Here is a 13,376-nt window from a genome sequence, read left to right on the forward strand (position 1 = left end):
CGAAGGTCGGATTCCAGAAAAAAGCTGACAGTAGGCGTTGAACCGCCAGTCCGTCAGCTCTCCACCCGCATTCTCCTTAAAACGGGTATTCCCTTGTCACATCTTGTGTCGAAATCCACTGGTAGGTTGTGAATTCATCCAATGACCATCTGCCGCCAAAGCGTCCGATACCGGATTCCTTTTCTCCGCCGAATGCAATCAGCGGTTCATCGTTGACGCTTTGGTCGTTCACATGCACCATTCCGGTTTCCAGCTTAAGTGCCACTTGGACGCCTTTTTCTATAGAACCTGCATGGACCGCACCACTTAGCCCATATTGCGTATCATTGGCAATCCGGATTGCATCTTCTTCTGTCGCAAATGGGATGACCGTGACTACCGGACCGAACATTTCATGCTGGGCCGTGGCGACATCATTCGTATCGGATGTCAGGATAGTCGGGTGCATGACGCTGCCTTCCACTTTCCCTTCCAGTACGACTTCGGCACCTTGCTGTTTCGCCTTTTCAATTTCTCCGAGAATCCGTTCCACTGCTCCCGGGTTGATCAAAGGGCCGATCATATTTTCTTTATTAAACGGGTCCCCAACCGGGATTTTCTTAGCGGCTTCGATGAATTTCTCTAAGAAAGCGTCCCGGACAGTCTCTTGGACGATGATCCGATTGATGGCCATGCATATTTGTCCATTATGCATGAACTTGCCGAAAATTGCGGAGTGGACCGCTTTGTCCAGGTCTGCATCTTCCAAGACAATCAAAGCATTGTTGCCCCCAAGCTCCAAAGCCACTTTCTTGACGTTTTTCCCGCAGAGCGCGCCAATATGCTTTCCGACAGGGGTGGAACCGGTGAAGGAGATCATCCGTGGTATCGGATGGTCGACAAAACCATCCCCCACTTCTTCAATCGAAGGGATGACTACATTGAACAAACCTTCCGGCAAGCCGGCTTCTTCAAATATTTTCGCGAGAAGGATACCGCCCGTCATCGCCGTTTGCTCGTCCGGCTTCAGTACAACCCCATTCCCGACAGCCAACGCAGGGGCTACCGACCGCATCGAGAGATACATCGGAAAGTTGAATGGACTGATGACTCCCAATACGCCTAACGGTTTGCGGAACAGCCGGTTTTCCTTTCCGGGTACAAGGGATGGGACCATTTCACCGCCCATCCGCATCGGGAAACCCGCAGCCTCCCGTGTGATGGCGATGCAGAAATCCACTTCCACATTCGCTTTGATGAATGAAGATCCCCCTTCCGTCATCAACCACTCCACCAACTCTTCCCGACGCTCCTTCATAATGCGAACGGCATTCTCCATAATTTCAGATTTCTGGAACGCATTGACCTGTTCCCATTCCTTCTGAACTTTCGCCGCCGACTCATAGGCCTCGTCAATATCTTCTTGACTCGCCATATAAATTTCCTGAATGACTTCCTGCGTATACGGGTTCCTGTTTTGATATACCGACTTCCCCGTCCCCTCACGCCATTGCCCTGCTATATATTGTTGTTCCAACCCAATATACTTCTCCACGTTACCCCTCCTAAAAGACTCTTCCCCCTACTTTTCCTCTAAACGGTAGGAATTAAACGCAAATACTGAGAATAAGCTCTAAACGAGGGGCAGAGCATCCCTTCTGGCCAGTCATGTTTATCAATCAATCCGCATCGCCAGCAGCTCGAATAGTTCACTGTTGTCATCCAATTTCATCTGATACACCGCACACCGGAGTTTCCTTGCAATCTCAATCGAAGCGGAACGATGAACATCGCTGATTGCCAAGCCGAGGTAAATGCTTTTCGGCCATATCCCCAATTTCCCATTGGAGATTGTCCGTCCCTCACCGATATTGCGGTGGAAGTTATATAAAATCCGATATTCATCCTCATAAGACCAGGTTTCATGCTTCATGAAATTCGTTAAGAACAGAAGAAGGAAAATCACTTCCGTATTATTGGAGATCCTGCGCCTTTTTCCTTGCTCGACCTCCTGGATTTCCTGAACCGCCGATGGAAATAAAAAAGTGGGTCTCTGCCGCTTCTCCTCATAGAAGACTTTAAAAATATTACGTGGATCGATCACTTCGTATTCCACACAATACCCTTTATGATTATTTGCATAATGAGCCCACATCGGCATATTCCGACTGAAATTCGTGCTGAAACAACCGATCCCATAATGGCTCTGCCGCTCTTTGATGAATTGGTATAAGGCATCCGTATGCAGGCCCTTGGGAGCCAAATGGGCCTCTTCATAGAGCAAGGCTTTAAATTCATAGGGATCATTTAAATTCGAATACGAAGACATCCAAAATTCATTTTCCTCCAGCAGAGCAAGACGATTTTCGTTTACCTGTTCATAATTAGCAAACCACTCGTCCAACAGTGGATAAAATTTACAAAGCAAGGGCCCCTGTCGTATCTCCGCGTTTCAAAAACGCCAGCAATTGCTCTTTCACAATCTTCGCCCCACTTTACACGCGTTTTCGTAGTACATAGTAATATACTCGTAATTCCTGCTTGCCAAACAAACATTGTAAAAAAGTCGCTAAAGAGAGGACTGTTACATGGAAACTAAAAGACAGGCCCATTCAATTGGACCTGCCTGTCGATGGTGCGTCATCTCTTAATAACCGCCACCTACCCATGAAGCACCGACAATGATCAGAAGGATGAAAAGGACCACGATTAGATAAAATCCTGCTCCCTGGCCATAACCGCCATATCCGCCTGTACCTGCACCCATAGTTGACACCTCCATTTATAAGAGTGTAGTACAGTATATGACATACCGTTGAATGGACTTAGGTAATCGATGCGCTTTGCGATAGACTGGGGTACCAGGCTATAGAATCTGTTCGCGGGCTGGACGAATTTTGGCTGTACCCGGCATCCCGGGTTCAATGACACAAGCCCCTCTTCCATCTGCCGATTAGGAGGAGGGGCTTGTTATTTTGAAATCTGGTGAACCACGATTACACCGACTAGCTGGCTCCAGTCGGAGATCTTATTGGAATTCACTGCCATGAACTCACTGTTTTTAGGAATTTCGGGAAGCCCGGACACGCTTTGTTTCAGCAACATCGATCGTACGGGTTTTCGGATCGATGACAACGCCATAGTCATGCAGCGAGGATTCCATGCTGACAAATTCATTCAACACGTCATCCAGCACTTTGGCCGGATCTCGTTCCAAAGGATCTCCCCAGCCACCGCCGCCAGCCCGGTAGAATTGGATGATTCCCTCTGCCGGCATCTTCACTTCAAACGCGGTTTCTTCTATTATCTGCGCTTCGGCTGTTCCGTAATTGACGATCACTTTATTCGACGGCGCGTTCTTGCCCTCGCAATATCCTTTTGTCGTATTCCGGACACCCGCCATCATGACACTGGTGGAACTCTCTTTGAGATGCTGAATTTGCACATCCAAGCCAGGCGTACCTCTCCACTTTCCGACCCCTGTAAAGTCGCTCATGTATTCATGTTTCAAGACACGGCTTGGATATTGTACTTCATTCATTTCAATCGACGGAAGGATAACACCCGTCATGACAGGTGGATAAAGGCCCCAACCGTCTGTCTCATAGGCCGCGCCCGCACCGCCTGTATAGTCGTAGAAATTCAGATTGACCCACGGTTTGCCATCATCGTATTTTCCATGGGAATAGGCCAGCGGCAGCTTGTGGGCATTGACTCCCACCCTCGTTGGGGCACATTGGGAGATCGCTTCCAGTACAGCTTCCGCAATTTCCGCCCCGACACATGCTGTGGCATGGCCGCATGGCGCTGGCAGACGAGGATTCACTACTGTCCCTTCCGGTGCCGTCACCGTAACAGGGTTCATATAGCCTTCATTGATTGGAATGTCTGGGAAATGGTGCAGGACTTGATGATGTGGTGCGTTGGGATGTCACGATGTTGTTTCAGTTTCGGCAGTTTGATGGAGCCGTCCAGAAGCTTGATGTTCCCGCTGACCAGATTAGTCGTGCCTGGATCTGCGGCTTTTAAATTCCGGGTAGCCGGATTTGCCGGAAAAGAAACGGGAGAACGCCGATTGCAGGTTCAACTGGGCATTCGCAAGTGCCAGACTGTCCACTTCTTTGAGCCACTCGAACTCCTCCTTGTACTTCGCAGGCGTCGGGAACTTCTGTTTCTTTAGCGATTCCTTGTCCTCTTTGAATCGCTCATAGGTTTCCTTCCGTTCGGCAAGCATTTTATTATAGACAAAACGGACGCATCCGAATGTCTTGGTTAGAAATACTTCCTACTCCTTTGTCGGATACAACCGGAATTTGTATGCTTTGTGTGCTTTGTGTGCCATTTCATATCACCTCGCTCCTCCACCACAATAGGAATATACGTTCCCTTCATAGCGGAAAAAGAGGTTTTGGGTACTGTTAAATAGAATAAAAAACTGCCTCTCCCTATCAGACAAAGGAAATGGCAGTTTTTGATTCAGAAATGGTGTGCGTTGTTATTCATTGAATAAGTGATGCAGCAACCGATCTTTATCATCAAAAAATTGTTTCATCATTTGATAATGGTTTGTTTCTTCAAGCGATGTCTCCTTTGCCCCATCCTCTGTAAATTCAATGATTCGGGCATGCGGATAGGCCATGATAACCGGAGAATGAGTCGCGATAATAAATTGCGACTGTTGTCCGACCAATTCATGAATTCGGGATAGCATGGACAATTGGCGCAACGGAGATAACGCAGCTTCAGGCTCATCCATAAGATAAATCCCTTTTCCTTGCAGCCGGTTCATGAAGGTGGCCCAAAACGATTCGCCATGTGACTGTTTATGGAGGGAGATCCTTCCGTATGAATCAATAATACGGGGAGCTATCCGAAAGTCTTTCCCATTAACTTGTAATTAACTTGTAATTAACTTGTAAATAATAAACCCCAAAATTAACACTAAAATTAATATACCTGTACCTTTCCAACCCATACCACCTGTTAAATCAGTTAAATTTCCACTACTCCCTCTGTTTAAGGCATCATGCAAGGAACCCATGGGGTTTTTTTTTAATTCTTCTTGTCTTAGCCGTTCTCTTTTTTCCTGGGGTTTTTCTTTTGAATCCATATAATAACCTCCCAATCAAACTATTTATCTTGAAACTATTCTACCCCTTTTTAAATAATAAAGTCTATAAACCGCGTGAAGTTAGCTCAGGACCTGAAACAAATTTGATAAACAGACTTTATTAAGTTACTCAAAAAACTTATTCCACAACTGTTTTTATTTAAATGAACATTCGGAATTAACTTTACATTTATTAAATATATGTTACCATTATAATATAAAAATGGAAAGGGTGGTTTAGATAAACATTTTAAGGAAAATATTAACGCCCATTTTAACAGTATTTTTTGTTGGTTTGTTGGCAACAAGTACAAGCTATGCAAGTGGGGATTTGTCCGGTTACGGAATAAATAATCAAGTTAAAATTAGTGTAACAAATGATCAAACTGGGGAAACTACCTTACTAAATCCAATAGAGACAAAGGATTTAATAGAAGTTAATTCTATTAAATCTGATAAGGAGTCAATAGAAGTAGGTTATGATGTTTTTATTCCGCTAGAAAAACTATACTCTTCTGATATTATTCCTTTTATAGATGCGGGAGGTTCAAAAAATCAAGGCGGTGTAACAGCTAGATTAAATGCCAACTATGACGTACGGGGTAATGACATTAGAGTGAATAGAGTGTGGGGTAGTTGGAGCCCAAATTCTAGTATTTATTATTTATCAAATAGAAATGTGTATGCACATGCTGGATCATTCATGGGTAATAACCTGTCTAGAAGCCCTGATTCAAACACTTTTTCTTACATTACTGGATGGGATTGGAACCCAAGGCTTTCGGGAGACGGTGCTGCAAGAGCCTGGAGTGATGCTAAAGTTCACGTGTCTGGGATGGAAGGATCAACATATACAATTGAAGTGGACTTCTCATTTGAATAATTAAGTGTTTTTAGTAGCACCTGTCATTCCAATTAGACAGGTGCTTTTTTATTACGTACCATACCTCGAAAATCCAATATAGGATAGAAAAAAGGAACAGGTCTATTTTTGACCTGTTCCTCTGCATAGGAATGATTTAGTTTCGAACGAGATAATCGAATGCGCTTAGTGATGCAGTCGCTCCGGATCCCATTGAAATAATGATTTGTTTATATGCGCTATCGGAGCAGTCTCCCGCAGCAAATACGCCTGGGACGTTCGTGGCGCCACGCTTATCGACAACAATTTCACCGAATTTATTGCGTTCCACTGCGTCGCCGAGCCAATCCGTGTTAGGGACTAGACCGATTTGAACGAAGACACCAGCTAGCTCGATATGGTGTTCGTCACCTGAATCACGATCAATATACGTAATTCCGTTTACGCTATCCGTACCGGTGATTTCCTTTGTTTGAGCGTTTTTCACGACAGTGACATTCGGCAAGCTGTACAGGCGATCTTGCAAAACAGAATCGGCTTTCAGTTCAGGTGCGAATTCAAGGACGGTAACATGGTTGGTGATTCCCGCAAGGTCGATTGCCGCCTCAATACCAGAGTTACCTCCACCGATGACTGCAACATCCTTGCCTTCGAATAGCGGACCGTCACAATGCGGACAGTAGGCAACCCCTTTGTTTCTGAATTCCGCCTCGCCCGGTACACCGATATTGCGCCAGCGCGCTCCTGTTGAAAGGATGACGGATTTACTCTTCAGAACAGCACCGTTTTCCAATTCGATTTCAATGAGATCTTTCTTCTCCAAACGTTTCGCACGTACCAAATTCATCACGTCGATATTATAGTCTTTCACGTGCTCCTCAAGACTAGCCGCCAGTTTAGGACCTTCCGTGCGATTGACACTAATGAAGTTCTCAATTGCAGCCGTATCCAAAATCTGACCGCCGAAACGCTCAGCGACAATTCCTGTACGAATCCCTTTACGAGCCGCGTAGATCGCAGCACTCGCACCAGCTGGTCCTCCGCCGACAACGAGTACGTCAAATGGATCTTTATCGGCAAACTCTGAAGCGTCCGGGCCGCTTCCGAGTTCAGCCAAGATTTCTTCGATTGTCTTCCGACCGTTTGTGAACGGCTCCCCATTCAAATATACAGTCGGGACAGCAAGAATATTTTTGCTTTCCACTTCTTCTTTATATGCTGCGCCGTCAATCATCGTGTGCGTAATGTTTGGGTTCAATACGCTCATGAGGTTAAGTGCCTGTACCACTTCCGGGCAGTTTTGACAGCTCAAGCTAATATAGGATTCAAAATGAAGCTTATCCTCGATCTTCTTCACTTGCTCAATGACTTTCTTATCCACTTTTGGCGCCCTGCCGCTCACTTGCAATAGAGCAAGGACGAGTGAAGTGAATTCATGTCCAAGCGGAATACCAGCGAAAACGACTCCAGTATCCTCACCGATGCGATTGACACTAAAGCTCGGAGTTCTTTCCAACTCTGTACGCTCCACTTCAATGCGTGATGACATGGTGGCCAGTTCATTCACAAGTTCCAGCATTTCACGCGAAACCTTATCATCTCCCGCGCTAACTTTGAGCAGCACATCGCCCTCCATCATTTTAAGATATTGGTCTAATTGTGCTTTTATATCTGCATCTAGTATCATGTAATCTACTCCTTAATTTGTACTTTACTTAAACATAAGTCGGCGTGATTGCCTTAGATGTTGAATCGAGTTAGTCGATTCAACATCTAAGGCATCCACCGAATGCCTAAAAAAAAGGGGCCCCTATCCCTAATGAAAAGGGGCCGCCCCCGTTATTCCACTATCGTGATATTAAATTTTACCTACTAGGTCAAGGCTCGGTTTAAGGGTTTCTTCGCCCTCTTTCCATTTCGCCGGGCAAACTTCACCTGGGTTGTTGCGTACATATTGTGCCGCTTTGATTTTGTCGACTAGGATGCTTGCGTCACGTCCGATTCCGCCCGCATTGATTTCAAGTGCTTGTACAACGCCATCCGGATCGATGATGAATGTGCCGCGATCTGCAAGACCAGCCTCTTCGTCAAGCACATCAAAGTTGCGTGTAATTGTTTGAGAAGGGTCACCGATCATAATGTATTCGAGCTTGCTGATTGTATCAGAGTGATCATGCCAAGCTTTATGTGTAAAGTGTGTGTCCGTAGAAACGGAATAAACTTCAACGCCAAGCTCTTTTAGTGTTGCGTATTGGTCTTGAAGGTCGCCAAGTTCAGTTGGGCAAACAAATGTAAAGTCTGCTGGGTAGAAGCAAAAGATACTCCATTGGCCTTTCAAGTCCTCATTAGTAACCTCGATGAACTCACCAGTACCTGCATTATAAGCCGACGCTTTGAATGGCAGGATTTCTTTTCCGATTAACGACATAAAAAAATTCCTCCTAGTGTGTTATTTATAGTTAGTCTAGGTCATTTCATAAAAACCTAAACCGCAGCAATCATTATCTAAGGATCACTGCTTAACTATAATAATTCTAATTACATACTAATTATTATATACCCAGTCATTTTTGTCAACAAATACACTCATAATTGTCGTTTTTTCTCTCTTCATGTATAAACATTGACAATGTTTATAATGAAGATCTGTATATTATTGATGGATAATAAATTCAAATGTCAGCGTGAATTCTCAACTATGATATAGGATTCTCGATTAAGAATGATGGGATGCTCTCAAAGCCGGGAGGGATAGCATGGTATGGGAGATTCTCAAAACGCGGCAGAATATTTATAATGAAAGGCATGTAAAGGGGGCCAACATGGAAAGTTAGTAATCACCGCCTTTCCATGTTGGCCCCCGGGTTTCGAATTTTTTGATTCAAGGAATCCCCATTAGTTGTGCTTTCCAATGCCTGTGCGTTCGGCTGCAATCCGTCCCGGGGCACCAGACCTTATAAATCCTGCATTTGCTTCGTCAGTATCGATGTGCATTTCAAGGCGATAACGATCGGACACACGAATCAATACTTTATCGATTGTCAACGGCCGTTCACCGCTAACTTCTACTGTCACAAATTCTCCATCGATCACACCAAAGTTTTTCGCATCTCTAGGAGACATATGAATATGGGCTTGGGCAATAATCAGCCCTTCTGGGAGAGATACGCTTCCAGCGGGACCAATAAGGGTACATGACGCTGATCCTTTTATATTGCCAGATTCACGTATTGGCGGGCGAAGGCCGATTTTCATTGCATCGGTCCGGCTGATTTCAGCCTGCGTCAGCTTGCGGGCCGGACCTAGAACACGTACATGTTCCAGACTCCCTTTCGGTCCCGCAATTACAACGGTTTCATTAGAAACAAACTGACCCGGCTGGGATAATTCCCTGCGTTTCGTCAGCTCATATCCTTCGCCGAACAGGGCTCCTACATCCTCAAGGGACAGGTGAACATGCCGAGCTGACACCGCAACCGGAATCACGATATCCGGCGATGCGGCTGCAACAGTCTCCCGAAGGTGCACCGTCACGTCGGCGACGACTTTTTCAATCCATTGCCTGTCCATTGCGTTCACACCTTTCTAGATAAAACGGCTTAGCTTGGTCCTTCTGGCAAGATCCTTAACAAGTGCATGCACATGTTCTTTACAAATTTAGATTGCTTTTCCTGGCAAACGAAACCCCTGTGCACTTAGCCTGAAGCATTTGCTCAATCAGCTCAGACAAATGAGCACCAGCCTCAACTGAAGCAAGCCCGCCTTTATGAATATTGGAAATGACAGTCCGATCCGCCTCAACCGTGTTTTCATTCGGCCGGTAGATCATATAAGCACTCAAGCTTTCATCGGTATTTAAGCCTGGTCGTTCGCCTATTAACGAAATGACAAGGTCGCAATCCACGATGGCCGCGACTTCGTCCTGCACCCACACGCGCCCTCGCTTAATAAAAAACGGTTTGGCGACGCTAATATTTTTTAACTGCAATCCTTGCATTAAAGCAGGAAGCAAATCCCTTATATTGGCTTCTACAGCTGAGGAGCTTAGTCCATCGCACACGATAATTTGGACCTCTTTCCCTTTGTCGCCATTCTCCTTTAACCACGCAACGGATTCATCCGACAACTTTCGCCCAGCGTCCAAATCCATCAAGTAGGTCTTCATATCCTTAGCTTTCGTCTCCAGTTTATGCAGATCCATTTCTTGAAGAAGATCATCACTTACATCTTTTAAAACTGCATCCTGTGCAGCTGCATGATCAATTAAGAATTGTAAATAACTTGTCGTCCGCATCCGGGTCCCAGCTCGGCCAATTCCAATTCGGGCAGGTGAAATACTTTGGGCCCGCTTAATGGATGCAGCATTATGCGGTTCCTCCACTTCCTGAACCCGTTCCTCAGGAAAGTTGATAATCTCTCCTGTCTCTTGCACGGCGTTGTCTTTCGGCAATTCGTTTTCTTTCGACAGTTCTTCCATTACTTTTCTAACAATCTCTTGAATATCCATTGTACCCCTCCCCTCCTTTAGTCAAAGATCGATAAGTCTCCTGCTCGTTTGGTCAGTTTACCGTTCTCCATCAAGCCCATATTTTCCATCCATTTTTCAAATTCGCGAAGCGGACGCAGCCCAAGAAGCTCGCGCAAACTAGCATCGTCGTGATAGCTTGTATCTTGATAGTTCAGCATCACATCATCTCCACCTGGTACACCCATGTAGAAATTTGCTCCTGCCAATGCGGTTAACATACCAGCTACTTCTTGATCATTTTGATCGGCATCCATATGATTCGTGTAAGTCGGGGCGATGCCCATTGGCAAGCCATGCAATTTCCCCATAAATACATCTTCCAGATCGGCCCTGATTAACTGGCGCCCATCATAAAGTGTTTCTGGTCCAATAAACCCGGAAACGTTATTCACCATGAATGGCTTCCAGTGACGTGCATACCCATAAGTTCTCGCTTCCAGCGTCTGCATATCTACACCATGGTCGGCATTTAACGATACTTCCGAGCCTTGTCCTGTCTCAAAGTACATAAAGTTCGGTCCTGCTGATGTACCATAGCGAGCCATCATCTCATAACCTTCATCAATGATTTCTTTCGATATGCCAAATGCTTCATTTCCCTTTTGTGTACCGGCTAAGCTTTGAAACATCAGTGCAATAGGTGCGCCTTGTTTCAAGGCATCCATTTGGGTCGTGATATGGGCCAGCACACAGTTTTGAGTTGGTATTTTCCATTGCTCCATAAATTCATGTGACAAGGTCAAAATCCTTTTGACTGACTCGACCGTATCCACATTCGGGTTAATGCCGATCACCGCATCGCCCGCTCCGTAAGACAAGCCTTCTTTAATGGAATACAAGATTCCTTCCGGCACGTCATTCGGATGATTGGGTTGGCAGCGGAATGCCAGGCGGCCCGGTTCCCCGATTGTCGTATTGCAATGAGCTTGAGGTCTTATTTTCTGTGAAGCCAATACAAGGTCAATACTCGACATGAGCTTGGCAACAGCCGAAATCATTTCACTTGTCAAGCCTCTCGAAAGTTTCACGAGTTGATCCGTACCGGTTTCATGGGAAAGAATATAATTTCTCAGTTCTCCAACTGTCCAGTTTTGAATCTCTTTGTAAATCGTCTCACTAATATCATCATAAATTAGACGGGTCACTTCATCCGTCTCGTATGGAATGACAGGGTTCTCATAAATATCTTTCAGCTGCATTTCGCTGAGCACTACTTTTGCCGCCATGCGCTCAAGCGATGATTCTGCCGCCACCCGCGCCATGACATCACCTGATTTCGCTTCACTTGCTTTGGCCAGTACATCTTTCACCGACGTAAACGAATAATGAGTTCCTTTTACTACACAGGATAATTTCACCGTGCAACACCCCTTTTTTTGATAACGCTCACAAAAAGCATTTGCTGAATGAAGTGAAAACGAAAAAAAGGCGCTTTCACGTCATCCTGAAAAGACATTCTTCAGGACGTGAAAGGCGCCGTTGCCTCATTTACCATTTTGTTAATTATCCTTATTTTATATTACTAATAGTAATTTTGCAATTTCTTAAAAAGCATGAAATCTTGCCTCATCCAAATTCCTTCATCTGATAACTCGAATATTAATAGAAATGAATACTTTTCTCAGGATAACCTAATGCTCTAGCAGTTTTGGAAAATTCATTGATCATTTCCTCTGTTCCACAGAAATACACATGTGAGCCGATTGGTTGGTTTTCCAGCAGGTCCTTGCTCATTCTATTTCCGTCTTCCGAAAAATAGAAGTTCACCTGATCTGGATAATTTGTTTTGAGGAAATGATAAAAGGCACACTTATTTTTAGATTTGGCGGCATAGTGCAGCTCAAATGTTTCACTGGTGTGTTCGATGTCTTCTATCATGGATAAAAAAGGGGTAATCCCAATGCCCGTCGCAAAAAACACATGATGCTTCGCTTGAAAACTAAGGAGAAAATAATTACTCGGATAACTAATTTCTAAACGATCACCCCGCTTCACGTGATGATGCCAATAAAAAGCCCCGCCTTGGGATTTGTCATTTAACTGAATCGCAATTTGATAGTATCTTGTTTTCTTGGAATTGTTGATCAATGAATAGGTGCGTACGAGTGTTTCTTGATTCGGAGGATCAATATAGGTAGTAATGTGTGAACCTCCACTAAACATAGGTAGCTCATAGCCATCTGCAGAGGTTAGCTTAAAAGACTTCACGAGAGGCGTTTCTTCTTTAATTTCTTCTACAATCACGCTGATCTTGTCTTGTGCCATATTGACCTCCTATCTCCAGTTTTCCGATCACCAGAATCGGTAGCTTGGGTATTTTCATGTCCACTCAGCCTTCGACAATTATGTTTCAAGCTGGTCACTAGGTAATATAACACGTCTGACCAGCGGTGTGCCCAATAAAATAGAAGTTCTGGTATTCCCATAAGGGGTTAGATTTTCAATCAGTTTTGTCAAATCGTCCATTCCGTTTAACGCGGCCTTTATATAGTAATGAACATGTCCCGTCGCTCGATGGCATTCAATAACATCAGGCTCATTGACAATCATTCGCTCAAACTCGTGTCCTAATACCCGTATCTCACTTAATTCGACCATGACCAATAATTTTCTTCCCACCGCAGCTGGAGGGACCAGGGCAAAAAAGCCTTCAATGATTCCTTTTTCTTGAAGTCTTTTTAACCTTTCCGCGACACTTGGACGACTGAGCGAAATTTTCTTTGATAACTCAGTTAGGGAGAGTCGTCCATCCAACTGTAATAGTTTTATTAAATGAATATCCAATTCATCCATCTATCCCACACCTCCGAAACGAAAGTTTATGGCGAGACTTTACTTCCAAACGGATTTATCTAATAGGAAACCCCTCCCGTTCAATATGTATTTTATCATTTATA

At 44.7% G+C, this 13,376-nt stretch carries 13 protein-coding genes and 2 pseudogenes; 1 reads left to right on the forward strand and 14 read right to left on the reverse strand.

Annotated elements, in window-relative coordinates:
• Positions 1-76: 76 nt before the first annotated feature.
• The 7 genes and pseudogenes from OXB_RS02180 to OXB_RS18585 all read right to left on the reverse strand — a co-directional run bounded on the left by OXB_RS02180 (position 77) and on the right by OXB_RS18585 (position 5,089).
• On the reverse strand, positions 77-1,534 hold the full coding sequence (locus tag OXB_RS02180; RefSeq protein ID WP_041071545.1) for an aldehyde dehydrogenase family protein: 1,458 nt from the start codon (positions 1,532-1,534) through the stop codon (positions 77-79).
• A gap of 120 nt (positions 1,535-1,654) precedes the next feature.
• Positions 1,655-2,407 carry a DUF2971 domain-containing protein gene (locus OXB_RS02185; RefSeq protein ID WP_144399634.1) on the reverse strand — a complete coding sequence of 251 codons (753 nt, stop codon included), beginning with the start codon at positions 2,405-2,407 and terminating at the stop codon, positions 1,655-1,657.
• Positions 2,408-2,626: 219 nt separating this feature from the next.
• Entirely contained in the window at positions 2,627-2,746 is a 120-nt protein-coding gene (locus OXB_RS18300; RefSeq protein ID WP_144399635.1) for a YjcZ family sporulation protein, read from the reverse strand.
• 294 nt (positions 2,747-3,040) lie between these two features.
• Positions 3,041-3,844, reverse strand: a complete 804-nt coding sequence (locus OXB_RS19120; RefSeq protein WP_197539999.1) for a hydantoinase B/oxoprolinase family protein — start codon at positions 3,842-3,844, stop codon at positions 3,041-3,043.
• 20 nt (positions 3,845-3,864) lie between these two features.
• Positions 3,865-4,321: pseudogene (locus OXB_RS02195) on the reverse strand (helix-turn-helix domain-containing protein); the annotation flags it as partial.
• Positions 4,322-4,474: 153 nt separating this feature from the next.
• Positions 4,475-4,837: pseudogene (locus OXB_RS18580) on the reverse strand (AAA family ATPase); the annotation flags it as partial.
• Between the two features lie 39 nt (positions 4,838-4,876).
• Positions 4,877-5,089 carry a DUF6366 family protein gene (locus OXB_RS18585; protein WP_041071547.1) on the reverse strand — a complete coding sequence of 71 codons (213 nt, stop codon included), beginning with the start codon at positions 5,087-5,089 and terminating at the stop codon, positions 4,877-4,879.
• A gap of 298 nt (positions 5,090-5,387) precedes the next feature.
• Here OXB_RS18585 and OXB_RS02210 point away from each other — a divergent pair, with 298 nt between their 5' ends.
• Positions 5,388-5,972, forward strand: coding sequence for a hypothetical protein (locus OXB_RS02210; protein ID WP_231860351.1), 585 nt, complete (start codon positions 5,388-5,390; stop codon positions 5,970-5,972).
• Positions 5,973-6,108: 136 nt separating this feature from the next.
• On the opposite strand, the gene ahpF is transcribed toward OXB_RS02210, so the two are convergent.
• The 7 genes from ahpF to OXB_RS02245 all read right to left on the reverse strand — a co-directional run bounded on the left by ahpF (position 6,109) and on the right by OXB_RS02245 (position 13,272).
• Entirely contained in the window at positions 6,109-7,638 is a 1,530-nt protein-coding gene (gene ahpF, locus OXB_RS02215) for an alkyl hydroperoxide reductase subunit F (RefSeq protein ID WP_041071549.1), read from the reverse strand.
• 171 nt (positions 7,639-7,809) lie between these two features.
• A complete protein-coding gene (ahpC, locus tag OXB_RS02220; protein WP_041071550.1) occupies positions 7,810-8,379 on the reverse strand; it encodes an alkyl hydroperoxide reductase subunit C in 570 nt (189 codons plus the stop codon).
• 467 nt (positions 8,380-8,846) lie between these two features.
• Positions 8,847-9,521: a phosphate propanoyltransferase gene (pduL, locus tag OXB_RS02225; protein WP_041071551.1), complete on the reverse strand. Its 675-nt coding sequence runs from the start codon at positions 9,519-9,521 to the stop codon at positions 8,847-8,849.
• A gap of 79 nt (positions 9,522-9,600) precedes the next feature.
• A complete protein-coding gene (eutC, locus tag OXB_RS02230) occupies positions 9,601-10,458 on the reverse strand; it encodes an ethanolamine ammonia-lyase subunit EutC (RefSeq protein ID WP_041071552.1) in 858 nt (285 codons plus the stop codon).
• 17 nt (positions 10,459-10,475) lie between these two features.
• On the reverse strand, positions 10,476-11,837 hold the full coding sequence (locus OXB_RS02235; protein ID WP_041071553.1) for an ethanolamine ammonia-lyase subunit EutB: 1,362 nt from the start codon (positions 11,835-11,837) through the stop codon (positions 10,476-10,478).
• A 241-nt stretch (positions 11,838-12,078) separates the two neighbouring features.
• Complete coding sequence (locus OXB_RS02240) at positions 12,079-12,744, reverse strand: ferredoxin reductase (RefSeq protein ID WP_052483834.1); 666 nt, start codon at positions 12,742-12,744, stop codon at positions 12,079-12,081.
• Between the two features lie 78 nt (positions 12,745-12,822).
• Positions 12,823-13,272 carry an Lrp/AsnC family transcriptional regulator gene (locus OXB_RS02245; RefSeq protein WP_041071554.1) on the reverse strand — a complete coding sequence of 150 codons (450 nt, stop codon included), beginning with the start codon at positions 13,270-13,272 and terminating at the stop codon, positions 12,823-12,825.
• Between the last annotated feature and the right edge of the window lie 104 nt (positions 13,273-13,376).

This window comes from Bacillus sp. OxB-1, from assembly GCF_000829195.1.
Classification (GTDB): Bacteria; Bacillota; Bacilli; order Bacillales_A; family Planococcaceae; genus Sporosarcina.